The sequence below is a fragment of the Micromonospora craniellae genome (assembly GCF_014764405.1).
Classification (GTDB): Bacteria; Actinomycetota; Actinomycetes; order Mycobacteriales; family Micromonosporaceae; genus Micromonospora; species Micromonospora craniellae.
Window position 1 is genome coordinate 2612885 of record NZ_CP061725.1, and the last position, 24289, is coordinate 2637173.

12 protein-coding genes, 3 pseudogenes and 2 CRISPR repeat arrays are annotated in these 24289 nt (G+C 68.7%); of the genes and pseudogenes, 4 read left to right on the forward strand and 11 right to left on the reverse strand.

Translation table 11 applies throughout. The features are described from left to right. Positions 1 to 48: 48 nt before the first annotated feature. From ID554_RS11655 to ID554_RS11670, 4 genes and pseudogenes are all read left to right on the forward strand, one after another. The gene (locus tag ID554_RS11655) at positions 49 to 402 is read left to right on the forward strand and encodes a hypothetical protein (protein ID WP_117229359.1); all 354 of its coding nucleotides are present in this window, start codon (positions 49 to 51) and stop codon (positions 400 to 402) included. 2 nt (positions 403 to 404) lie between these two features. Then, positions 405 to 1054 (forward strand): annotated as a pseudogene (locus ID554_RS11660) (nucleotidyl transferase AbiEii/AbiGii toxin family protein). A 5-nt stretch (positions 1055 to 1059) separates the two neighbouring features. Then, positions 1060 to 1221, forward strand: a complete 162-nt coding sequence (locus ID554_RS11665) for a hypothetical protein (RefSeq protein WP_158573786.1) — start codon at positions 1060 to 1062, stop codon at positions 1219 to 1221. 25 nt (positions 1222 to 1246) lie between these two features. Then, positions 1247 to 2071 (forward strand): annotated as a pseudogene (locus ID554_RS11670) (IS30 family transposase); the annotation flags it as partial. A 418-nt stretch (positions 2072 to 2489) separates the two neighbouring features. On the opposite strand, the pseudogene ID554_RS11675 reads toward ID554_RS11670, so the two are convergent. The 11 genes and pseudogenes from ID554_RS11675 to ltrA form a co-directional block, all read right to left on the reverse strand. Continuing rightward, positions 2490 to 2633: pseudogene (locus ID554_RS11675) on the reverse strand (helix-turn-helix domain-containing protein); the annotation flags it as partial. 143 nt (positions 2634 to 2776) lie between these two features. Continuing rightward, a CRISPR array of direct repeats spans positions 2777 to 6867; the repeat unit is 36 nt; unit sequence GCCTCAATGAAGGGCAGCTCCGTCGGGAGCTGCGGC. Positions 6868 to 7053: 186 nt separating this feature from the next. After that, on the reverse strand, positions 7054 to 7356 hold the full coding sequence (gene cas2, locus ID554_RS11680; RefSeq protein WP_117229362.1) for a CRISPR-associated endonuclease Cas2: 303 nt from the start codon (positions 7354 to 7356) through the stop codon (positions 7054 to 7056). Then, the gene (cas1, locus tag ID554_RS11685) at positions 7353 to 8945 is read right to left on the reverse strand and encodes a CRISPR-associated endonuclease Cas1 (RefSeq protein ID WP_117229363.1); all 1593 of its coding nucleotides are present in this window, start codon (positions 8943 to 8945) and stop codon (positions 7353 to 7355) included. Before cas1 ends, cas2 begins: the two co-directional genes overlap by 4 nt. Beyond that, on the reverse strand, positions 8945 to 9991 hold the full coding sequence (locus ID554_RS11690; protein ID WP_117229364.1) for a hypothetical protein: 1047 nt from the start codon (positions 9989 to 9991) through the stop codon (positions 8945 to 8947). The genes cas1 and ID554_RS11690 overlap by 1 nt, the downstream gene beginning before the upstream one ends. Further along, the gene (gene cas3g, locus ID554_RS11695) at positions 9988 to 12732 is read right to left on the reverse strand and encodes a type I-G CRISPR-associated helicase/endonuclease Cas3g (RefSeq protein ID WP_117229365.1); all 2745 of its coding nucleotides are present in this window, start codon (positions 12730 to 12732) and stop codon (positions 9988 to 9990) included. The genes ID554_RS11690 and cas3g overlap by 4 nt, the downstream gene beginning before the upstream one ends. Next, positions 12720 to 14237 (reverse strand): type I-G CRISPR-associated protein Csb2, encoded by a 1518-nt coding sequence (gene csb2 / locus ID554_RS11700; protein ID WP_117229366.1) that lies wholly within the window; start codon positions 14235 to 14237, stop codon positions 12720 to 12722. The genes cas3g and csb2 overlap by 13 nt, the downstream gene beginning before the upstream one ends. Beyond that, positions 14234 to 15469, reverse strand: coding sequence for a type I-G CRISPR-associated RAMP protein Csb1/Cas7g (gene cas7g / locus ID554_RS11705; RefSeq protein ID WP_117229367.1), 1236 nt, complete (start codon positions 15467 to 15469; stop codon positions 14234 to 14236). Before cas7g ends, csb2 begins: the two co-directional genes overlap by 4 nt. Positions 15470 to 15799: 330 nt before the next feature. After that, a complete protein-coding gene (locus ID554_RS11710) occupies positions 15800 to 19162 on the reverse strand; it encodes an ATP-binding protein (RefSeq protein WP_223884548.1) in 3363 nt (1120 codons plus the stop codon). Further along, on the reverse strand, positions 19159 to 19824 hold the full coding sequence (locus ID554_RS11715; protein ID WP_117229368.1) for a hypothetical protein: 666 nt from the start codon (positions 19822 to 19824) through the stop codon (positions 19159 to 19161). Before ID554_RS11715 ends, ID554_RS11710 begins: the two co-directional genes overlap by 4 nt. A 1-nt stretch (position 19825) precedes the next feature. Beyond that, positions 19826 to 20923, reverse strand: coding sequence for an endonuclease domain-containing protein (locus ID554_RS11720; protein WP_117229369.1), 1098 nt, complete (start codon positions 20921 to 20923; stop codon positions 19826 to 19828). Between the two features lie 467 nt (positions 20924 to 21390). After that, positions 21391 to 22671: a CRISPR direct-repeat array (repeat unit 36 nt; unit sequence GCCGCAGCTCCCACCGGAGCCGTCCTTCATTGAGGC). An 83-nt stretch (positions 22672 to 22754) separates the two neighbouring features. Then, on the reverse strand, positions 22755 to 24005 hold the full coding sequence (ltrA, locus tag ID554_RS11725) for a group II intron reverse transcriptase/maturase (protein WP_223884174.1): 1251 nt from the start codon (positions 24003 to 24005) through the stop codon (positions 22755 to 22757). Between the last annotated feature and the right edge of the window lie 284 nt (positions 24006 to 24289).

Consider the following 24289-nt stretch of genomic DNA (forward strand, 5'->3'; position numbering starts at 1 on the left):
GCCGGCACGTGCCGGCCCCACCGTACGATCGGGTCAGGAGGTGGAGCGATGGTGAGGGCAGGTGGCGCGCCTGCTGGTTCGGGGTACGCGGACCAGCGGCACTACGTCGTACCCGCGAGTCTGGCCGACCTGCGTGGTCCGGTCAGCGGCGTGGTAACGCTCGACCGACGTCTCGACTGGTCCGGCGACGCAACGTATCACCTGGACGACCCCGGAGATCTCCAGGTGATGTACCAGACGGTGCTGAACCAGTCCGCCACCGCGGCCGACCTACGCCAGTGGCTCGACGGCGACACGCTACGCCGACTCTGGCCGGACCTGTGGCTCCCCGCTCGGCTGCGGGCGCTGTGGCAGGCCCGCTTCCCCGAGCTGGCCGCACCACCCCGGGCACTGGCCGGCTGAGGATAGATCCGGTTCACCTCCGGCTGGCGGAGATCGGACTCCGCGCCGCTGGCCGGTACGGCTTCTCATTGGCCGGCGGCTACGCCGTACAAGCCCACGGGATCCTGGACCGACCCAGCGAGGACGTGGACCTGTTCACCGCATGGGAGCGCCGAGACGACTTCGCCCTAGCCGTGGACGCCGTCGTCGACGCCTACCGCTCCGACGGCTATGCGGTCGAGATCACGCAAGGGTTCGAGACCTTCGCCCGGCTCGCCGTCACCGATCCCGCCACACCGGATCGACCGTACAAGGTCGAACTCGCCGCCAACTGGCGTGCCCGCCCGTAACGATGGACATCGGCCCCGTCCTGCACATCGACGACGTCGTCACCGGCAAGATGTCCGCCCTGTTCACCCGCGCCGAGCCGCGGGACTTCCTCGACGTCGACGCCGCCATTCAGACAGGCCCGTACACCCGAGAGCAGGTGCTCGAACTCGCCGAGCAGGCCGACGCCGGCTTCGACCCCAGGGTGCTCGCCGACCTGTTCGCGATGCTCCAGCGATATCCAGACCGCCGCTTCGCCGCCTATGGCGCCGACCCCCCGTACATCGCCGCGATGCGCGAGCGCTTCGCGCAGTGGCGCGAGGTGCTGCTCACCGACGAGAAGTAGTGCCTGTGAGTTCCACGGACGTGGCGATAGACGGCGGACTGGACCGGCTGCGCCGGGAGTTGGACCGATTGCGGGTCGAGAACGTCCGCCTGCCGCGCCTGCTGCTGCGGGGGTCAGGACACGGCAGGTTCAGCCGGTCGCAGCATTTGATCTTGCTGGTTCGGTGAGACGGGATGTCCCGCCGTGCGTGCGTTGTTGACCTTGGCGGATCGTGAAGTGATATCCCGTGGCCTGGCCGAAGGCTTGGAGTACAAGCAGATCGCGGTCCTGATCGGCCGGAACCCGTCGGTGGTGTCGCGGGAGGTCGCCCGGCACGGTGGCCGGGCCGGATACCGGGCCGCGGCCGCCGACGCTGCGGCGGCGGTAGCCCGGTGCAGGCCGAAGACGTGCGCGGTGGAGCGGGTACCGGGCCTGCGGGAGATGGTACGCGAGCGGCTGCAGTTGGGGTGGTCGCCGGCGTCGATCGCGGGTCGGTTGGCGTTCGACTACCCGGACGATCAGGCTTACCGGGTGTCTCATGAGGCGATCTACCAGTCGGTGTACGCCCAGCCAGTGTCCGCTCTGGCTCGGGAGTTGATCCGGCTGCGCACAGGCCGCACCGCCCGACGTGGCGGTGCCCGCCCTGCACCGGCACCACGCATCCGTGAGCCCCGCTACCTGGACGAACGCCCCGCCGAGGTCGAGGGCCGGCAGGTCCCCGGCCACTGGGAAGGTGACCTGGTCATCGGCAAGGCAGGCAAGAGCGCAGTGGCCACGCTGGTCGAGCGGACCTCCCGGTTCGTGGTCCTGGTCCCGCTGACCGGCCGGGACTCCTTGACCGTCGGCGACGCGATCCCCGCCGCCGGAACTCTCCCGCCGCAACTGGCCCGCTCGTTGACCTGGGACTGCGGGGCGGAGATGGCCGGCCACGCCCAAATCACCGCCGCCGGGCTGCCGGTGTACTTCGCCCGCCCGCACTCACCCTGGCAACGCGGCAGCAACGAAAGCGCCAACCGAATCCTGCGCGAGTACTTCCCGTGACCGCTGTCGGCGTACAGGTTCAAGTGCACAGGCGCGTACGGCTGAATGTGCAGAGCTCGCCGTACCAGCCCGGATCCCAGAAGATCATTCAGGCCATCGACGTCCATCAGCGTGGCCGCTGGCCCTGCCCCACGCAGTCCAGCTGCGGCGTGGAGCGTGTCCCCGTGGACAGGCTCGCCTGATCCGCCCGAGTGCCGGTGAGCGTGCTGCGGCGAATCGGGACCAAGCCGACCCGCACCGCAGCCGCGCAGCGGCGAGGAGGGGAAGCGGCGCGGTAGGGCCTTTCTGGGCCAAGCGGCTGCGACGGGCAGGACTGCGTGCGCCGCATCCGCGATCTTGAGCAGCGACCTGTGCAAGATCAGCTGTACCCAGCTCTGCACTCCAACGAGTACCCCGACAACCGCTGCGGCGGCACCGGCGCTGCCTCGCCCGCCAAATACTTCCGCACCGTCTTACGATCCAGCCCGGTGTCCCGAGCGATCTGCGACAGACTCAGCCCCGCCTCGTGCAGCGCACGGTACCGGCGCAGTTCCAGCCACCGCTCCGACCGCAGAACCATCGCCGCCCTCCACCCCAGCTCATACCGGGCGAAGCATTACTCATCGGACACCCCACCAAACCACCGCCACGCCGCGACCTGGCCACGTTCATCCGTACCTACCTGGGGAAACCAACCCGTACGCCGACAGACGTCGTCGACCTGCCTCAATGAAGGGCAGCTCCGTCGGGAGCTGCGGCTAGGGCCGCTCAGGCGTTCCAGGACATCGGTAGGAAGGCGCCTCAATGAAGGGCAGCTCCGTCGGGAGCTGCGGCTGGTCTGCCGGATGCGCCACACCTCACCGTCCAGGCCTCAATGAAGGGCAGCTCCGTCGGGAGCTGCGGCATGGAGGCGAGCACCAGCACCAGGGCGTTGAAGTCCCCGCCTCAATGAAGGGCAGCTCCGTCGGGAGCTGCGGGGGGATCGGCGCCGGGCGGGTAGCTGCCGCTGGGCGCGCCTCAATGAAGGGCAGCTCCGTCGGGAGCTGCGGCCTCTCCGTCGCCCGTGCGGCGGTGGCACTGGCCGGACACGCCTCAATGAAGGGCAGCTCCGTCGGGAGCTGCGGCAGGTGGACCCCGGCTACGCCACCATGGACAACGGCCTCCAGCCTCAATGAAGGGCAGCTCCGTCGGGAGCTGCGGCCCGATGTATCCGCTGATGCTCACCAGCCCCTGCGCACAGGTGCCTCAATGAAGGGCAGCTCCGTCGGGAGCTGCGGCAAGCGGTCGCGGTTGCTGATGTGGGAGGTCATCCGGCCTCAATGAAGGGCAGCTCCGTCGGGAGCTGCGGCGTGGAGGGATTCGAACCCTCTCAGCGTCACGCAACGGGCCTCAATGAAGGGCAGCTCCGTCGGGAGCTGCGGCTGGCGAAGAAGAACACGCCGTACGGCATCGACCCGAACGAGCCTCAATGAAGGGCAGCTCCGTCGGGAGCTGCGGCCCCACTGCTCGGCCAGGTCTCGTACCGCATCGTCGGCGCCTCAATGAAGGGCAGCTCCGTCGGGAGCTGCGGCGGCCTGGTACCAGCGCATGCCGGGCGCGAAACTGCGCCTCAATGAAGGGCAGCTCCGTCGGGAGCTGCGGCCTCCGGCCCAGTAGGCATACGGACGGCCAGTTCCTCGCGTGCCTCAATGAAGGGCAGCTCCGTCGGGAGCTGCGGCGAAGAGCCGACTCGGCCGTACGCGCCGTGTTTCATTAGCCTCAATGAAGGGCAGCTCCGTCGGGAGCTGCGGCAGGCTTGAACCCCTTCGAAGGCTTTCCAGTAATTCCGCCTCAATGAAGGGCAGCTCCGTCGGGAGCTGCGGCTCGATGCGTGGCAGGCGTTCGCAAGCGTCGCCAAGGTCGAGCCTCAATGAAGGGCAGCTCCGTCGGGAGCTGCGGCTGCGGCCCGTTCGTCGATGCGGGCCTTCACCGCCTCGCCTCAATGAAGGGCAGCTCCGTCGGGAGCTGCGGCCTGTCGATGACCGCTCTGCCGACCGCGATCCTGCTGGGGATCGCGCCTCAATGAAGGGCAGCTCCGTCGGGAGCTGCGGCGATGGCTCTCTTCGGTGCCGTGCTGGCCGGGATCGTCAAGCCTCAATGAAGGGCAGCTCCGTCGGGAGCTGCGGCGCAGATCGACGTTGTGGCCGGACGGCACGACGACCGGGCCTCAATGAAGGGCAGCTCCGTCGGGAGCTGCGGCTCCGCCGCCGTGTCGGCGGGCGCCTTGGCAGTGAAGCCTCAATGAAGGGCAGCTCCGTCGGGAGCTGCGGCGGCCGATGTCGCCCGCCGAGCTGGCCGCGCGCAAGTGGCCTCAATGAAGGGCAGCTCCGTCGGGAGCTGCGGCGTCGGCGTCGATGTGGTCTTCGGGTAGGGCGCAGACGCTGCCTCAATGAAGGGCAGCTCCGTCGGGAGCTGCGGCTGAAACGCGAACACGTCACCGTGTCGCACGGACGGATCATGCCTCAATGAAGGGCAGCTCCGTCGGGAGCTGCGGCGAAGCATCATGCCGTCAGCGCCCAGGACGGGGCCGCCTCAATGAAGGGCAGCTCCGTCGGGAGCTGCGGCTCGGGTCCAGGTCCACGGTGGTACGGACCGACTTGGCCTCAATGAAGGGCAGCTCCGTCGGGAGCTGCGGCTGCTGCTCCCGGCCGACGCCACCGCCACCGCCAGGGCCGAGCCTCAATGAAGGGCAGCTCCGTCGGGAGCTGCGGCGATCAGCGCCATCCCAGGCTGGTCCCAACCGCCACGGTGCCTCAATGAAGGGCAGCTCCGTCGGGAGCTGCGGCGTCATGATGTCCTCCGATTGTGTGGTGTGCCGTTCCGTTGCCTCAATGAAGGGCAGCTCCGTCGGGAGCTGCGGCGTTGGAGTGCATGCCAGCGCTCGACCTGATCGCCAAGCCTCAATGAAGGGCAGCTCCGTCGGGAGCTGCGGCCCGAAGCAGCCCCGCCCGTGGATGCACCTGACCCGGCCTCAATGAAGGGCAGCTCCGTCGGGAGCTGCGGCCCGCTCGGCAACCTGCCGACAGTGCGGGGTGCAGCACTACGCCTCAATGAAGGGCAGCTCCGTCGGGAGCTGCGGCCCAGCGTGGCAATGAGGGCGGCCAGGGCGGCCGTGGCGCCTCAATGAAGGGCAGCTCCGTCGGGAGCTGCGGCCGCAGCGCGTCACGGCGGCGGGCGGATGAGTCGATGAGGCCTCAATGAAGGGCAGCTCCGTCGGGAGCTGCGGCGGACTCGGCCAGGCTCGCGGCCACCCGGTCCATGTCGCCTCAATGAAGGGCAGCTCCGTCGGGAGCTGCGGCCACCGGCCACCCGCACCGGCAGGATCCCGCCGAGTGCCACCGCCTCAATGAAGGGCAGCTCCGTCGGGAGCTGCGGCGATCACCGGCCAAGGAGGGTCCGTTGTCCGGCAAGGGGCCTCAATGAAGGGCAGCTCCGTCGGGAGCTGCGGCCGGCCGACGCTTCCCGCTCCGCCTCGGCGGTGCGCTCTTGCCTCAATGAAGGGCAGCTCCGTCGGGAGCTGCGGCACTGACAAACCCGTCAGTTCGCGCAAAGCTGCTTGAAGCGCCTCAATGAAGGGCAGCTCCGTCGGGAGCTGCGGCCTGGCGTCCAGCGATGCCAGCAGCCCGCCGGGGTAGCCTCAATGAAGGGCAGCTCCGTCGGGAGCTGCGGCCCAGAACACCGGACCCGTCCAGCTTCGGTTCGGCGGAGCCTCAATGAAGGGCAGCTCCGTCGGGAGCTGCGGCAGTGGTACGACCTAGTCTGGACCCACGAGGCCGTCACGCCTCAATGAAGGGCAGCTCCGTCGGGAGCTGCGGCGAGTAACCAACACGCCCCCCCTAGGTAGGGGGTCGAGTTGCCTCAATGAAGGGCAGCTCCGTCGGGAGCTGCGGCCCGCCACCCAGCTCGCCGACGCCCAGGCCGCGTACACCGCGCCTCAATGAAGGGCAGCTCCGTCGGGAGCTGCGGCTCGCGTACTGAGAGGGGGGCCGATGACGATCTATTTGCCTCAATGAAGGGCAGCTCCGTCGGGAGCTGCGGCGGGCCTGGCGACGGGCAGGTCGAGACCGACGGCACGGTGCCTCAATGAAGGGCAGCTCCGTCGGGAGCTGCGGCGCCGGGGCGTTGGAGCTGCTGGACATGGTGTGCCCGGGCCTCAATGAAGGGCAGCTCCGTCGGGAGCTGCGGCCCGGCCACATCTCGTGGCACAACTCGACCGGGGCCTCAATGAAGGGCAGCTCCGTCGGGAGCTGCGGCGTCGAAGATGGCACCCGACGCGGGCGCCGGCTTGCCCTGGCCTCAATGAAGGGCAGCTCCGTCGGGAGCTGCGGCCTGCGCGACCCGTCGATCCGGCAGACCATCGACGACGAGCCTCAATGAAGGGCAGCTCCGTCGGGAGCTGCGGCCGGCGGACCGGCGATCACCATCGGCACGGCCACCGTCTCGCCTCAATGAAGGGCAGCTCCGTCGGGAGCTGCGGCCTGCCCGTTCCGAGGGCTCCCCCGCCTACATCGACCTGCCTCAATGAAGGGCAGCTCCGTCGGGAGCTGCGGCCTCCGCTGCGCTGCGTTCCTCGCACTCACCGGTCCGCCTCAATGAAGGGCAGCTCCGTCGGGAGCTGCGGCGTTCTTCTCCTTGTTGCGGTTGGTGAGTGGATCCGCCGGGTTGCCTCAATGAAGGGCAGCTCCGTCGGGAGCTGCGGCTCCAGCATCATGTCAGCACTCCCCGGTCAGGTCGGCCACGCCTCAATGAAGGGCAGCTCCGTCGGGAGCTGCGGCTGGGGCAAGATTTTAACCGCCCTGACCTGCACCTGAACCGGTCTGCCGCGAAGGGTGCGCTTCCTGCAAGGCGGAGTAGCACCTCAAGTCCATGAACCAGCGCGCACCTACACGTAGTGAGCTGGGATGACATCCTTGCGACGGGTCCGCGCTCAGAGGCGGGACGACGCAGGCTTCGCCGGTGGTTCAGAGGATCGCTGGGCCGTGGTCGGTGATGGTGCGGCTGCAGCCGATCACGTCGAGCGATCGACGGTTGTTCGCGCGGAGGGTACCCAGGTTGCAGAACAGGACGGAGTCTGTGCCCTCGTCGATCATGTCGGTGAGTTGGGTGCGGAGCCGTAGGAACTTTGCTGGCCGGGTGTCCACGATGAACACGCTGTACTGTACGCGGTCGCCGTATGATTCGAGTTTCTTGGCGACCTTCGTTCGGCGGACATCGTCGGAAATGTCGTACGCGATGAGGTAGCGCCGCACGTCATCAAGGCTCATCGGGTCTTGATGCCTTGGTATCGGGGCTGCGTTCCGTCGATCACTCCCAGGACGAGGCGTGCCTGGATCTCCATTGCGCGTCGCCAGGTCACGTCGTATCCGAAGATCGGGTGCCGGAAGGTGCCGGTGACGCGGCGTTCGTAGCCGGCGATGAGGGCCTTGCGGCCGCGTTCGCCGATTCGGGTCGTTCCGAGCGCGGTCGAGAAATCCCGCGTGCGGATCTCGCCGTTGTTGAATGCGTTCAGGACGACTGAGTCGGCTATCGGGGCCCGGAACTCCTCGACCAGGTCGAGTGCCAGTGCTGGCTTGTTGCGTCCGCTGCTGTGCAGGAATCCGGCGTGTGGGTCGAGTCCGCAGGCGACGACGGCCCGCAGGGTGTCAGCGGTCAGCAGACCGTAGCAGAAGTTCAACGCGGCGTTGATCGGGTCACGGGCGGGACGGCGGGTCCGCGTCGAGAAGGTCAGCCCTTCGGTTGCCACGACTTTGGGCCGGAGCATGGTGAGGAAGTGCTCGAAGTAGCGCGCTGCGGCATCACCTTCGATGCCGAAGAGGTCGGTCAATGACGGCGAGTCGAGGGCTTCCCGCTGTAGTTCCCGTAGCCGTGTCACGGCTGTTGGTGCATCGCCGTGTCGGCGCAGCAGTGTTGCCTGGTTGGCGACCTTCGCAGCCACGAACTGTCGGGCCAGATCGATGCGCCCGTGCTGGGATGCGACGTGTTGGAGCAGTCGCGGACCGCCGTTGGGTCCTTGGGCTGCCCTGGCCCATCCGGTGACTCGCCCCGAGCTGGTGCACCACACCACGGACAGGCTGCGCCACAACACCTCGCGGATGAGGCCGCTGGAGAGGTCGACGTTGCCGTGCACCACCACGCCCTGCACGCGTTCGATGGGGAATGTGCCGAGTTTCTCGCCGCTCTTGCTGACCTCGATCCGGCCCCGTGTGACGTACGCCCGCGAGCCCGGTGTGGTCAGGTGCAGGACCTGCGTGTCCGGATCGGCCACGATGATCCGGCGGGTCACCGGTGTGAGGGGACGTTCGTCCGGGAGGCAGACGGAGATGTGTGAGCAGCGGGAGCAGCGCCGGTCGTCTTCGAGTGGCGGCGGCGCCTGCTCGGCGGCGAGGGTACGCGCGGTGTCCGCCACCATGTCCCGTGCGAGTGCCCTGTCCGCCGGGGTGAGGGGTACGTCTACCCGGGTGTGGTGGTTGGTGAAGTAGATCGCCTGCCCGGAAACCGGGTAGCCCATGTCGGCCAGGGCTCCGGCCAGGAGGGCGACCTGGATCCGCATCGGGTCGGTGACCTCGGGGCGGCGACGGACCGGGGTGGCTTTGTGTTCCACGATCGTCATCGCGGCGTTTTCGTCGAGTTCGACGGTGTCGCAGCGTCCGGTCACGCCGAGGTCGTGGCTGATCACGTCGACCGCCCGGTAGCGGCGAGCGCGCGACCCGGTCGGGTCGTCGGCCGGCGTGTGAGCTTGCGTGCCGATCTCCACCTGGTGGGTGTCGGTTTTCTCCCCCATGGCTTCGAGCCAGGCCCGGCGTGGGCAGAACGCCTGGTGCGCCACCAGGCTGATGGGAATCAGCTCGGGCATCAGCGGCGACCGGTCTTGAGCAGTTCTCCGAGCATGGCGCGGCGTTCGGGTGCGCTGTCGCTGCCGAACCGGTGTACCGGGAAGCGGACGACTGCGGTGACGCCCCGGTGCGCCAGCCATTCACGGGCTGCCTCGCCGCGGGACGCTGCGTCGTCGGAGGTGCGCCCGAGGTCGCTCGGAGACAATCCGATCGCGGCGTACCGGGATAGCTGTCCGCTCGCGAGGACTGTCCGGATACGGGCGGTTGACCAGCGGCCATTCCAGACGGGTACGTAGAAGTAGCCGGCGGTGCCCCGGCCGATGTGGCCGCTCGTCGTGGCGAATCCGGTGCTGCGTGGGGCGATGGGGAATTGCGAGATGCCCCAGAGCGCGCACCAGGCCAGCGCGTTGTCGGTGGGCCCGGGGGCGGCTAACCCGGTCGGCGTACGGCTGTCTGGTCGATCTTTGCCGATCTCGTCGCGAACGGTGTGGCCGAGCAGTCCGTCGCTGACTGCGGCAGCGGTCCGGGCGGCGACCGCTGCGGCGAGTGGACGGATCCGGTTGCCGACGAACTCGGACCCCTGGTTGCGGGGCTGCATCTCCAGTCGGCTGGCGCCGTCGTCCTGGAGCCGCTGGCCCTGCCGGTTCTTTCTCCAGTAGCTCGGTTCTCCGAGGGCGGCGATCAGTCGGAGGTCGAGCAGTGCCCGCGCGTCCGTGAGTTGGTCGAGTACGTCGTGCCGCCGCTCTTGGAGCGAGTGCCAGCCTTCGCTGCTGGAGATGACGCTGATGCGGGGGCTCATCAGTGCTCGCTGCTCGCCTGCGCTGATCTGCCGGCTCGGCCAGCTTTGCGGGGTGTCGTGTCGGGCCGCATGCCGACGGACTATCTCGCCGATCGTCTCCGGATCGGCCTGCGGCGCGCTGAGCACCGGTCGGGATGACATGCCCGGGGTCCACGACAGCCGGACATCTTCCAGCCCGCCGTCCTCGACGATCGCGGCGAGCCCGTACAACGCCAGGTGCGACAGCATCGTCTTCGACTCGGCGGTCGTGAGTACGAAGTCGGTCATGATCCCTCCGCGGAGACCTGGCCGTCCGCGGCGCGGAGCAGCGCCTCCAGGTAGGCGCAGCCCCACACCCCCCAACGGATGTGTGTGCGTTCGATCAACTCGTCCCACCGTCCCTCGTCGTACAGGGCGATGGTGGTCTCGTCGGCGTTGTCCACCAGTTGCTGGCCGGTGTGTGGGAAGCCGGGGCGGCCGTTGCCGTGGCTTGTTCCGATGAGCCGGGCCACCAGTTCCCGGTGCCGGTCTCCGAGCATGGCCAGTGTGGGCCAGGCGTATGCCACCGAGAGCTGCTCGTGCCGCCAGCCGGTCGGCAGACCCGAGGCCGTGCGGAGCTGCTTGATCGTCCGAGTGTCCTGTACGCCGCTCTTGGCCAGCGGCTCCACAGAAGCCGGGCCGGCGCGCAGCGAACGCTGGAACCGGTCGTCTGCCTTCCCGTCGTCGTGGTGCAGGCCCGCGAGGCGCAACACCTCCACCAGCGCGGTGTTGAGGCCGAGGCGGGTGGCGACGGTCTCGGTCCGTTCCGCTACGGCTTCGGCGTGTCTACGGAGCGCGACGGGCTTGCGGCGCGGGGTCCACGTCTGCCGCAACTCCGCGTCGGTGGTCGCCGTGCGAAGGTCGACGACGATCAGCCGGACGAGTTCCGGCTGATCGTCGTGCGAATCGTGCCAGTGCAGGGTCACCTCGGCCTCGGCTGGCGCGTCGGCTGGCCGGTCGAGCAGGCTGGCCGCCGCGGCCACCATCGGGCGCGGCGCCAGCTTGTCGCGATGTACGCGGAGTAGCCGGGCGATTTCCACCGGGTCAGGTCCAGCCTGTTCGGAGGCGGCGGCGACGGCGTCGAGGAGTCGGCGGTGTGCGGCAGTGTCCCGCTCGATCCGGAGCACGACCTCTCCCGGCCCCGGTTCACCGGGTGCGTCGAGCACATCGTCGGCCCGGTCGTTGCCGTCCAGGTCGACGACGTCGGCGGTGAACAGCTCGGTGGTGTCGTCGATGACGATTTGGTCGCCGGGCCGGAGCCGGTCGTCGTCGATCAGTGGGCGCGGCGCATCGTCGCTGGGGCGGACCAGTATCGAACCCGGCTTCAGGCGTTCCCGGATCTTCGCCGCTTGCCGGATCGAGACCGGAAACGCCTCGTGCTGCCGGGGCGGAAGCTTCTCGATCAACCGGACAGCGTCGGCTTCGTCGGCCGGCAGCGCGCGCCGGACGACGAGGCCGATCTCGTGGTCGGGCTCGTCGAGGTTGTCGGAGAGCCAGAGGTCGAGGTCGTCCTGGTTGGCGGCGAGGTCGTCGCTGGTGCGGGCGAGGTGCCACGCCTGGGCCAGTTCCAGTCGTTGGAGTAGGTCCCGCCTCAGCGCGGGTGCCGGCGGCCGGGGCTCACGCAGGGCCCACGGAGCCAATCCGGCCGGATCGGTGGACTGCCGCTCCAGCCAGGTGAGGGCCGCCGCCAGATCGTCGCGCTGGTACGGCCCGGACTGGGCCCCGGCGGGCAGATCCGCCGCCGGCACCACCACGGTGACCTCGGTCGTGCGCGACCCGAGCCGGTTGACCCGGCCGGCCCGCTGGGCGATGGCACCGCCGGGTGCCAGCTCCGTCACCGCGGCGGCCAGGTCGAGGTCCACCCCGACCTCCAGGCTCTGCGTGCTCACCAGGACATCGACCTCGCGGTCGCCGGTGATGCTGAGCAGCGTCGACATCGGCGGCCGCAAGCGGGACACGTCGTGGGGCCGCAGCCGGCCGCAGACCAGCTCCGTCTTCATACCCCGCGCCCGCAGTTCCTCGGCGACGGCGGCGGCGACCGGGACAGTGTTGACGAAGCAGCCGACCGTCGAGTCGTACGCCTCGCGGAGCCGCACCGCCTCGTCCGCCAACGCCATGACGCCCGCCTTCCGCGCCGGGCCACTGTGCGGGATCGGCCAGGACGCGAGGGGCAGCAGGGTTACAGGCTTCGGTGCGGTCAGCCGCTGCCGCAGCGCCTCGTCCACGTCCAGGTCGTCGGGTTCGACGCCGACCGCCACTCCGGCGTCGGCGCGGGGCGTGGCGGTGGTCTCGACGACCTGGAGGACCGGCACACCGAGCGGCTCCTCGGCCACCGTGGCCAGTTCGCTGACCCGGCGGGCCGTGGTGACCAGTTGCTGGGACAGGTGCGCCTCGTCAACGACGGCGACCGTGTCGTATGCGAGCAGACCGGCCTCGCGGGGCCAAGCCTGCGCCCGCGACCCGTAACCGGACAGCAGCAGCCGGGAGCCCCACATGTCGGGCGTGGCGCAGAGCACCGCGCAGCCAACCGGGTCGTCCAACCACTGCCGGGACGGTGGCACGCCACCCCGCAGTAGCGCGGTCGACAGCGGACGGGCACCCGGTTTCCTGCGCCCGGCGCGAAGCGAGTCCAGCGCGTCGGCCGTCCGCGCGAGGACGGTCCGGCCGCCCCGGGCTTCCGCCAGCTTCTTCGCGATCGACGTCGCGTGCTCGTGCTGGTCGTCGACGAGGGCCCGGCGGTCCACCACGAGGGCCAGCCGGCGCGGCACCCGGACCGGGTGGCCGGAGGCCATCAGCGCCACCGCGAACACGTGTACGTCGACGACGCTGGTCTTGCCCGCCCCGGTCGGGGCGACGAGCTGGTCCGGCCACCGGCCGGTACGCAGAATGTGGTCGAGCAACCGCTCCTGCCAGCGGAACGGCCGGTGTCCACCACGGACTGAAGCGAAGAAGGCGCCGAAGTCAGCGCGGTCGACGCTCACCGGGCCCACCTCCGCACGATGTCGGACGGCAGGTCTCTCGGCACGAGCAGGCCACCGCCCAGGTGCCGACTCTGCCCGATGGCGGCGATCGTCCGAGGGCCGGTCAGGTCACCGAGGCTCAGCACCGCCCGGTACGGCTGAATCACCGTATCCGGGTTCACCTTGTGCACGTAGTGGCCGACATCCCTGTCCATCACCCGTACCGCCGACTCGACCCGGACCCCGCGCCCGGCGGCGGCCTCCGCCAGCGCGCGGTAGCGGACGTCGCCCCGACCTGGCGCGGAGAATTCGTGCCGCCAAACGAGCGCGACCGACAGCGCGGCGGCGTCGGCGAGGGACCAGCGACCACCACGCGGCGGCCGACTGTCGGGCACGGCGACCGGCTCGGTCTGCCACCACCGCTCGGTGCCGACGGCCGGCTCCGGCCAGAACGCGTCAGCCGGCACTTCCACTGGCGGCTTGACTCCGAACGGACCAGCCGCGACCTTGACGTGCCGCAGCCGCTGCACCGCCATCCGAATCAGGGTGAGGTCGACCTCGCTCGCCTCCCGCGGCAACAGCAACGCCAGCGCGGTACCGCCCACATGAGGCGCGTCGGGGCCGAGGAACTGTATCGCGCACCGGTTGCTCGGCCGTGACACGCCAGGCTCGTAGACGCCGGTCAGGACCGCGGGTGCGCCGTCACCGACGAGGGCGACGAGCGCACGGTGCACGGCGACCGCGTACCGCACCCGCAGCTGCGGCGGGATCGGCCGGTCGACCCGGAACAGCAGCACCGACGTCCACGGCGTCGGCGGGGGCGGCGGTTCCGGCCGGGCGTACCGGCCGAGTTCCAGGCCGGCCGTCACCACCGGCGGCGCGGTGGTCTTCTCACTCGACCGGTGTGCGTCGGCCCGCAACAACGGCGCGACCGACGTCTCGCGGTGCGCGGCCTCCAGCGCGTCCGCCCGACCTGTGGTGGCCACCGTGAGGTCTAGGCCCTCCCCGGTGAACAGGTCGGCGTCCCGGTCGAGGCGGTGGGTCGGGTCAGCGGCGGCCACCGCGAGCCGCACCGGAGACTCGCTGGTCCCCAGGTACGGCACCTCGGGGCAGAGCGCCCCCAGCGCGGCGGCCACCGGCTCGGGCGGATCCTGCTCCCATGTCCACGCGAACCGCCCGGCCACCGCGACACCGGTGACCGCCGGCTTACCGACCAACTTCTCCGACAACGGGCTACGGCCCTCCTTGACCACCAGCCCTTCCTTCCGGTACGCCGTCGCGGCGCCGCCGTTGGGCAGCGTCTCCGGTACGGCGATGCCGTCCGGCGGGTGCGCCTCCAGCCACCGCAACGCGTCACGATCGGCATCGCAGGGCCGCAGCCCGTCCCCGTCTGCGACCGCCCGCACACCCTGCGCCGCCGCACAGACCAGCGCGGCGTGCAGCCGGGCCGGCGACGGCAGTGGGTCGAGCTGACCGCCGCCCACCTGCCCCTTGTAGACGCCGAGGAGAGGCTCGGCGACGATCGCGAAGCTCACGCGTTGTCGTCCGTCTCGACCGCACCGGAGACGATGTCCGGGTTGCCGGTGACCCGCATCGCCAGGCCCGACCACTTGACGTCGGCGGCCTTCTCGGCGTGCGCGAGCGCCTCGCTCAGCAGCAGGTCAGCGGCGTCGATGCTGAGCGGCTCGACGTCCAGAAACGCGCCGCCCCGCTGATCGAGCCGGACCATTGGCATCTCCGCCTCGACCAGGTCGCAGTTCGCCCGCAGGTACAGCTCGGCATCGGAGCGGGCGAGCGCGTTGAGCGCCAACGCGGCCAGCAGCGCCCGGCACACGGCGTCCCCCTCGACACCGGCCCCGAACCGCATCTGACGCAACGTGGCGAAGGACAGAACATGGGTACGGATGATGGTGTCGCAGGCGACGCCGGCCAACTGGTCGAGCGTCGGCGGGATACCGCCCAGGCCGAGCGCGGACGCCGACTTCGCGTCGCCGGGCTTGATCCCGTTGGCGGCCTTGACGATGTCGCCGTAGGTTGCCGGGCTCAGCTCCGCCTGTTGCCGGGTGGCCGTCTCGGTCATCGCCTTCTTATTGAGGTTGATCTGCATGCCGACCGGGTCGACCCGTGCGCCGCCCCGCAGGGCCGGCGTGGGCTCCGCCAGCACACCGGCCTGGTCGCGGCTCGCCGCGACGAAGCCCACGATCTCCCCGACCAACGCGCTGCGCCAGCGCCCCTGCCGGCTGCGCCGGCTCGAATCCCAGCCACCGAAAACCAGCGTCACCGGACTCGTCTCCAGCAGGGCCCGAGCGTTGGCGGGGGTCGCGTCCCGGACCGCCCGGTACGCCTCCGTCTGCGTGGTCGGCTGCCCGTCGATCGCGCCGGCCCGGATGTGCCCGTCGAACACCCGGTGCGGCAGCGTGAGATCGTAGTAGTGCTCGACCGCCCCGTCCCGCTCGTAACTGACCCGCACGTGCGGCACCCGCGACAGCAGGGGATGCCGGTCCTCGACGGCCTGAGCTAACGCCACCTCAGCCCGGTTGAGCTGCGACTGCTTCGAGTCGACCACCACCGCGTACCGGCTCTCGTCACCAAGGTAACGCTGCTCGTACGCGTACACACCGCCCTTCTTGCCCCGCGCGGCGAACTTGGCCGGTGCCACCGACGTGTGCCGACCGCCAGCCGGCTCCAGCGCCGTGGTCGACGTGAGACAACTCGGCCCGCCGGCCGACCCGGCGGCAAGCAACGAAGCAAGATCCAACGAACGCACTCAGGTTCCTTCCATCGACAACTGACGGTGGTCTACGCGCCAACACGGCCCATTCCTGCTATGTAGTAGCTGTTGCCGTCCTGCTCTCCAGCAGTTACTAGAAAGGCCGGTCAACCATCGACGCAGCGCATCCACCATGTGGCGATAAGTCGTCGTCAATAGCAATACTGGAGTCGTCTTTTGGACACAGCGCGGCCGGTTCGCCGGCTGGAACGCACGTTACGGTTCGCGGGCCCGGACACGGCCGGGTTCGATACCTGCTGCCCAGCCGCACCCGGTTTGCTGGCCGTGGTTGGGTGGCCCAGACTGGCGGTCGGGGTGGGGCGCCCTTCATTGAGGCGTAGTAGCTTGCGCCGTCTCATGCACGGAAACACGCTGCGTCCCTCCACTTGAGGGAGCTGTCCGCTGAGCGCGGGCGATGACATCCTCGGCCGGCAGCGGGCTGGCCGGGTGATGGGTGAGGCAGAGCGGCATGCGGGCCTTGCGGAACGGCTGACCCTCGACCGCCACGTAGAACTGCCCGCTACTCAAGCGCGAGATGTCCGGCACGTCGCCGCCCTTGAAGCGAGCCATCTCGCGGGCCGCGTCGATGTGCACCGGCGCGTTGAGCAGCCCGAAGAACTGCGTGGCCGCGTTGCCCGGAATCTGGCTGTGCAGGCCTTTGGGTGCCTGGGTGGCGAAGACCAGGCCGAGGCCGTACTTGCGGGCCTGGGAGGCGAGCATCAGGGTGCTGCGCGTACTGGCCGTGACGGGACCGGATGGTGCCAGCGTCTGCGCCTCGTCCATCACCAGTAGTCCGCCCAGCGGCCGGTCGACGGCCGGATTGCGTTTGATCCAGGAGAAGAGGGCCATCTGGAGTTGGTTGACGAAACCCTGCCGCTTCTCGTCACCCGACAGTCCGATAAAGCTGATGACGGAGACACGGGCGCGCTTGCCCGGTGCGGGCGTGAGCAGCATGCCTGGGTCGGCTGTCTCCCCCGTGCCACCGAACAGCGGATCGTTGATCCGGGCGGCCTCCAGATTCTCCGCCATGTCGGCGGCGATCGTCGTGGCACCGGCCAGCTCACTCACCCCGTCGGGGAGGTCCCGCAGCAGGCCGATCAGGCCGGCCAGGCTCGCCGGCTCTCCGGTCCGGCCGTAGTGCCGCAATGCCTGCCGCAGCACCGCTTGGCCCCGCATCGCCTTCGCGGTGTTGGCGGCCACCTGCGCGCGTGGGGCCAGCGCATCGACCGCGCTGTCGACCGCCTGGGTGAACTCGTCAGGGTCCTCGCGGACGCCACCGAAGTCGGGCAGGGGTTGGAAGGTCAGCGGTCGTCCACTCGCTCGCCCCGGAGTCCAGACCACCACCTCCGTCGACTCGAAGTAGTCGGCTGCGGCCTGCGCGTCGGCGTCGCTCCAGGTGGTTGGGTCGTCCGGCCAGGCGTCTCCAAGACGGGCGAGGTCGTTGTTGGGGTCCAGGACGATCGCGGAGACACCAAGCAGCGCGCACTCCTCGATCAGTCGCCGGATCAGCACGGTCTTGCCAGATCCCGACCCGGCGAAGATCGCCACGTGCTTGCGTAACGCGGCCAACTCCACGTCGACGGGATCTTCTCGATCGAAGTCGACGCCCAACCGGAGGTACACCCCTGATGGTTCAGCCACAGTGACTGGCACCGTCGCTTCGTCCGGCTCCGTCGAACTCGCGATCCGCTCGCCGGCCGGTTCCGTGTCGGCCAGACCGACTGGTGTGATGTCCGTGCCGGCGGCCACAGCGTCGTTCCCGTCGGTCAGGGGTTGCGGGGGCCGAGCTTCCATACTGCGTGGCGGCGGTTCGATTGCTGGTAGGTGCCCGGTTGTCGTCGGATACTGCGTGGGTGGCTCGCGTCCCGCATCGGCGAGCGCGGTCGCCAGCAGGTTGGTACGCGAGGCCGGGCGTCGGTCTGCCAGCCATGCCTGGAGGCCGTCCGGCTCCTCGGCGAGCAGTGTTCGTAGCGCGACCAGGCTGCGCAGGTCGTCCTCGCCAAGCGGTAGCGTCCGCCCACCAGCCGCGACGAACTCCTCGACCGCTCTGCGCCGCTTGGGGCTGTCCGACCATTGCTCGTTGCGCAGGACGAACAGCTGGCGCTGGGCGATCCCGTGGGCCAGGCCGGCGGCCACACACGCGTTGCGCAGCCGGGCCAACTCGGCGTTGTAATGCTGCTCCGCGATAGCCCGGAACGCCCAGTGGGCCTCGTTCCCGGTCCCCTCGTCGAGAGTCCGCCGCAGCCGAGCGTGCAGCGCGGGCCTGCGCACCGGGATCGTATCCTGGTCGAAGTCGGCACCCAGGCCCTCCCTGATCCACGCGTCGAGAGCGGCGGCCAGCAGCGGCGGCACCTCCGTATCCTCGTTTGCGGAGTCGAGTAGACCCGCCACCTGCGCCTGAGCCCGCAACGCCGCGTACCGCTCATCCAGTAGCCGAAGTGACGAGCCACTTGTCGGCGCTGGCACCGACGCCGGTGTCTCGGCGGAAGCCGCAAGCGTGGTCATCTCGATGGCCTCGCGGTTGAGCACGCACGAGCGGATGTGTCGCTCGATGTTGATGAGCAACTGCCGCGGCGTGAAATCGACCGCATCGGCAAACGCCTCGGTACGCACCGGCCAGGTCGGGTACGGCGGCACGAATCCGACTTCCGCGTAGTGCCCAGCGAGTCGGCGCTCGACCAGAGCCCGGCCGACGCCAGCGTCGGGAATCGATTCGAGCGTGGCCGTCTCGCGGAACCGGTCCTGGACGGTGTCGACCGCGTTACTCTTGATCAACGCCCACGACACGGGCAGTAACGCGAGGACCGTCAGCGTACGCCGGGTCATCTCGCGCAGCTCCATCAGGCCGCTGGCGACCTGGTCGAGCAGGACGGCGGTATGCCAACTCTCCGGGTCGGTCTCGGCTGTCGCGACAGGGACGTGACTTCGATTTGCGACCTGCGCGATGAGTCCGTCGACCTGGTCCACCGCGATGACCGAGGGGCCGGTAAGGGCGAGCAGCGACGACACGTCCGAGACCGTCTCCTGCGGCAGCCGCCGGCCTGGTCGGATGCCCCATGCGGCACGTTCACCGGCTTCTGCCTCGTCGCCAGCAAGCAGGTACGACATCGCGATGTCCTGCACCCGGTGGTCGGCGCCAGCGAGCAGAACCAACGCGCGGGCGGTGTCGCGACAGCCGATCCCGATCTGTCGGCTCAAACCACCGAGGGCGGCGACGAACTCGTTCAATCTGTCCGCTGTCATTGGGGCCCGACCCGTCACCGCCATCCGGGTCACCACAGGAAGGTCGACCGCGTCGGCGAGGCGTTGCAGGAACGTGTGTAGCTGCGTCGTCCCTTCCTCGTCGACCGACTGGTGCAGACCGTCGACCATCGACACCGCGACGCTTCGCCAGAACGTGTTGGCGTCGAGCAGGTTGACCAGGAAAAAGTAGCCGCCCCTGAGCTGGGTCAGCTCGCGGACCCGGCTGAGCAGATGCGTCTTTCCGGCACCACGTTGACCCCGTATCGCGACGCCGATCGGGCTGGCATCCGGGCTTCGCTCCGCCGCGTACAAGCCGTCCAGGACGGTCGAGAGAACATCCGGGTGGAGGCCGTCGACGTGAAATCGTGGGCGGTGCCAGACGTCGTTCCTGGTCGGCGCATAGTTGAAGTGCAAGTGTGTGAGAGCCTTCAGCGCTGCCTCGGTCACGATGCCCCCATTGCAATCGAGTGTTTGGGCTGATCGCCGATCACCACCGCGGCGGCCCGAGTACGTGCATCGAGCGTCTTCTGGTTCGCTTCCGGGACGAGGGTGACGCCGCGCCGGCGGTGGAGCCGCCGCAACGCCGCATCGACATCAGCGGTGGTGAGATCGCCGACCATGTCACGCAGGTCGGCAAGGCTTACCAGGTCACCGGCGCGAGGGGCGAGGCTTGCGTACGCGGTACACACTCGCTCGTCCGCGTCCGGCCCGACCGGCGTCCGTCCGCCGGCCTGCGGACCGGTCACGGCGGGAGCGTTCGACACGGTGACGAACTCGCCGAGGCTGAGCTGTTGTGCAGCGAGGAAGCGACCCCAACGCCAGAGCACGGCGTAGAGCGCACCGCCGATGGCGCCGGAACCAGGCGGTGCCGATCCGGCGGCAAGCTGAGCATGACAATGCGCCCAGCCCTTCTCGCCCAGCGTCAGCACGAGCCGGCCCGAAATGCGTTCGACTTCGATGAGTTTCAGCCTTTCGAGCTTTTCCCGCGATCCCTTCTTGAGCTCGCAGCGGTGTTCCTGGGTCAACCTGACGTTGGCCACCGGGACTGCCTCGGCCAGGAGGATGAAGAGGGCCGCTGTCTCGACAGTCGTCAGTCGCTCGTCCGGCATATCAGCTTCCTTTCCGGGCTCGCCTGCGATTGGCGAGAAACTGCTGGAGGAGCGCAAGAACGTTCTCGATGTCGTCGGCAACCTGCGTGTTAGTGAAGCGGAGAACGGCGTAGCCGTTGAGTTGGAGCATCACATCACGGTTACGATCCTCGGCGTACTTGCCCGCCGATCTGTGATCGTCACCGTCGAGTTCGACGACACACCGCTCCCGTTTCCACAGCAGATCGACACGGACAGGGTTGACCAGCGGCCCCGGCCTGACCGTGTGATTCCACACCCGGCCGGTCGCCCACGCTCGCTTTGCAAGGGCGGATTCGAGCAGCACCTCTGTATAGCTCGTCGGGTGTGGCTTGCCGAGACGACTGGCACGACGTGATCTGCCGGCTGGTCGCTCCCGCCGCGAGTGCCCTTCGGCCGACATGCCCGATCGGCCGCTACCTCCGGCATCCGGCACGGAGCGTACGACCGGGGCTTCCCGGACGGGTCTAGCGAACACGACTTCCGGCATCCAGTCACCAGGCGCCAGTGATCCGCCGCAGATCCAGACAGCGAGCCGGCCGTGGTCGACGAGCCATTGGGCTGCCCGCACCAGAGCAAGCGTTCGGCCCTCGTCCAAGTTGTCAGGCGGCCGCAGGAGCAACGCGCATGCTGGCCGCCCGAAGCCGGCCGCGAGTACCCTTGACAGCCCGCGCGCCCGCACCTCGGGTTGATGCCTCTGCGTGTGCGGCCCTGCCCCGGTCAGGGTGCCGACCGCCAAGTCGACAAGGAAGGGACCATACTGCGCGGTGCCGGCGGCATGCGCGACCGCGAGCGACCTGACGGCGGCCAATGCACCACCGGCCGATGTCGTGATTCCTTCGGCACCTGGAAGCCAGGCAGGAAAAAGGTGGCCAGCAAGGGCCTCCATCTCGTCCAAGCTGGAGGTGATTGTCGTGCTTTGACTCAGAGATCCCGCTGTTCGCTGGAAAATGACCGCCGGAGCATCGGGCGGTGCGGCCGCCACCGCCCGGTCCAGGTCGTCCGGATGAAAGTGCTTGATCCATACCACTCGATCAGCGGGAACATCCGAGAGAGAGAAATCCAACAGTCCGCCCAACATGAGAAGTCGGCACCCATCCTGACAAGCCGGCGATTGGAGGTGCAATCACCCGGACGTGGATGCATCACCGCTGACCGACACCGGACGCCAGCCGATCAAGGCACTGGATCAGCCCGCAACCAGGATGGCGTGACCAACCTCCCGACTTCATCCCACGAGCGTTCGACGCACCAGCACCAATCGGAGGATGGCTGCAACCGACCGCCTTCTGATGCAATTCGATCAATGGATCGCGCAGCCGCAACCATTACCGGCCGCGCACCAGTGAATCTGTTGGCCCATGCGCCAGCGACGCCTCTGTCGTCCCGCCTCTGAGCGCGGACCCGTCGCCAGAGTGTCGGCCCAGCTCACATGCCGCATGGCGTGGGCGGAGTCATGGCCATGAGTCGCTCTCGACCTGGCAGAAAGCGCACCCTTCGCGGCACACCCGTTCAGGCGCAGCTCAGGGCGGTTAGAATTTTGACCCAGCCGCAGCTCCCACCGGAGCCGTCCTTCATTGAGGCCGAAAAGCGGACTTGGTGGTTGTCGCGGAAGCTGATGAAGCCGCAGCTCCCACCGGAGCCGTCCTTCATTGAGGCGACCCGCAGGATCTGCCCGATCAGCGCGTCGACGGGCCGCAGCTCCCACCGGAGCCGTCCTTCATTGAGGCCAGCCCTCCCGCACGCTGTCCGCGTCCCGCACGATCAACGCCGCAGCTCCCACCGGAGCCGTCCTTCATTGAGGCGCCGTCGCCGGAGCGGCGTCGACGAGGTGGACTGCCGCAGCTCCCACCGGAGCCGTCCTTCATTGAGGCACCCACGTCAAGGACGTCCGCCACAGAGATGACACGGCTGCCGCAGCTCCCACCGGAGCCGTCCTTCATTGAGGCGATATGAACGCCACGGAAGGTCCCCCTTGTCATAGCGCGCCGCAGCTCCCACCGGAGCCGTCCTTCATTGAGGCCCGTCGTACGTGCTGGTGGCCGTCTTCCGGTTCTGCCGCAGCTCCCACCGGAGCCGTCCTTCATTGAGGCCCTCTCCCCCGGCCGGTTCCGTGTTGGTGCTGGTCAGGCCGCAGCTCCCACCGGAGCCGTCCTTCATTGAGGCCGGTGACATACGCCAACGCCTTCCGGGGGGTCTGCCACGCCGCAGCTCCCACCGGAGCCGTCCTTCATTGAGGCATCGGCGGAGTCGCGGCGGGGTTGTCCACAGGCCCGGCGGCCGCAGCTCCCACCGGAGCCGTCCTTCATTGAGGCGCCCTTGACCAGTCGTGGCACATCGGGTGGTTGCTGGCCGCAGCTCCCACCGGAGCCGTCCTTCATTGAGGCCCCGAAGAGGGCATGACCTGGCAGGCCATGCCGCCCCGGGGCCGCAGCTCCCACCGGAGCCGTCCTTCATTGAGGCATCAGCGTGCACGCCTCACCCGCGCCGATCGCGCACGCGCCGCAGCTCCCACCGGAGCCGTCCTTCATTGAGGCGTCCAGGCGGCGGCGCTTGTCGGATCGGTGATGTCAGGCCGCAGCTCCCACCGGAGCCGTCCTTCATTGAGGCACCCGCGACGGCATCGCCGCCCTGATCCGGGAGCGGGAGCCGCAGCTCCCACCGGAGCCGTCCTTCATTGAGGCTCCACGACCCGCCGCGACGGCGTGGCCGTCACGTCGACGCCGCAGCTCCCACCGGAGCCGTCCTTCATTGAGGCGAGCGTGAGCAGCTGTGGGCACCGCCGTACCTCGGGCCGCAGCTCCCACCGGAGCCGTCCTTCATTGCCGGGTAGACGGCGGGAGTCTCACCCGCCGTCCCCCACAGATCCGGACGTGAACCTCTCGACTCATCCGGCTCGTGCCGTTCGGTTGTCAGGTCGTGTACCGCAGCGTCCAGTGCGCGAACAGGCCGGGTTTTCGTTTTCGGACCTCTTGTAACCATGCACGCGTACGGGCTTGGCTGGGTTTGAGTCGCTTGTACTTCCACCTTGCCCAGCGCATCAGATGACGGTCGACGCGCTTGCCGATCGGGATGACCGCGCTCGGATAGAACGCGGTGAAGTAGTTCAGCCAACCACGTAGGGCTGGGTTCACTTCTTCCGCGAGATCGTTCAGGTTCCAGGTCGTGTGTCGATGTAACCGCCAGGACGCTACCTTGCGGCTCATATCGGTCAGCTTCCCCGGGGCCACCGCCGGCAGGAACCCTGTTCGCCGACGTTGCCGTATCTTGTCCCAGGCCTTACGGGGACGAAACGCGTACCCGCAGAACGCGAACGTCACCAGCTCATAGTTCAGCCGGCGGCGGTCGTCCTTGCAGTACACAATGCGCGTCTTATCAGGATGCAACTGCAACCCGATATCCGCAAACCGACGACCGATCGCCCGGCGCACATACTGTGCCTGACTTTCGGTCACGCAATGGACCACCACATCGTCCGCGAACCGCTCGAACCCGATCCGGGGAAACTCCCGGACCATCCAGGTATCGAAGCCGTAGTGCAGGAAGACGTTAGCGATCAACGGAGAGATCGGCCCGCCCTGCGGGGTTCCCTTTTCCCGATGAGCCAAAGTTCCGTCGGGCATCAGCATCGGCGCCTTGAGCCAGCGCTCCACATACAACATGACCCACGACTGGGTCGTATGCCGCGCCACCGCCTTAAGCATCAAATCCCACGGCACCGAGTCGAAGAAGGCCTTGACGTCCAGATCGACGACCCAGTCCCTCTCGAAGCACCGCTGCCGGCACGCCCGCACCGCGTCCACCGGTGACCGGCCGGGACGATATCCGTAGGAGTCGTCGTGGAACACTTTCTCCACCTCCGGCTCCAGCACCAGCACCGCCGCGGTCTGCGCCACCCGGTCAACCACGCTGGGAATGCCCAGAATCCTGACCCCACCCTTCTTCGGGATCTCCACCGCCCGGACCGGGCCGGGGAAATAGCTGCCCGACGACATACGGTTCCACAGCCGGTAGAGGTTGTCAGCCAACCTCGTTTCGAACTGTTCGATCGTCACTCCGTCGGCCCCGGCCGCTCCGCCATTACCTTTCACCTTCAACCACGCGGCCCAGATCAGCCGCTTTGGGATATCGTGCGACTTGCCTGTCAACCCTGGCTGACTCACGCGGTTCCTCCCTCACGGTTGACCGCACAAACCAGCCTGAACGACCCCGCCCCTTCGCTCCCCGACCCACTGCGATACGCAGGCGGTTCACAGCTACTACGGGCGAGTCCGCCAGCGGCCCCGCATCGGTACTCTGCTCCTCGCGGTCTCCTCCGCTTGGAGTCCTCCCTCTCGCCGCCGGTAAACCGACGGACAGTGTCGGGGTCCGCCTTCACACGTTCCGTATGAGAGCCTGGACCGGGCTCATGCTGCCTATATGCCGGACACCACCTGGGCAGTAAGCG

Coding starts and splice junctions, on each gene's coding strand:
- ID554_RS11720 (WP_117229369.1), bottom strand. CDS start 20,923: ATGTTGGGCGGACTGTTGGATTTCTCTCTCTCGGATGTTCCCGCTGAT.
- cas2 (WP_117229362.1), bottom strand. CDS start 7,356: ATGAGCCTTGATGACGTGCGGCGCTACCTCATCGCGTACGACATTTCC.
- ID554_RS11715 (WP_117229368.1), bottom strand. CDS start 19,824: ATGCCGGACGAGCGACTGACGACTGTCGAGACAGCGGCCCTCTTCATC.
- ID554_RS11655 (WP_117229359.1), top strand. CDS start 49: ATGGTGAGGGCAGGTGGCGCGCCTGCTGGTTCGGGGTACGCGGACCAG.
- ID554_RS11690 (WP_117229364.1), bottom strand. CDS start 9,991: ATGACCGACTTCGTACTCACGACCGCCGAGTCGAAGACGATGCTGTCG.
- cas1 (WP_117229363.1), bottom strand. CDS start 8,945: ATGCCCGAGCTGATTCCCATCAGCCTGGTGGCGCACCAGGCGTTCTGC.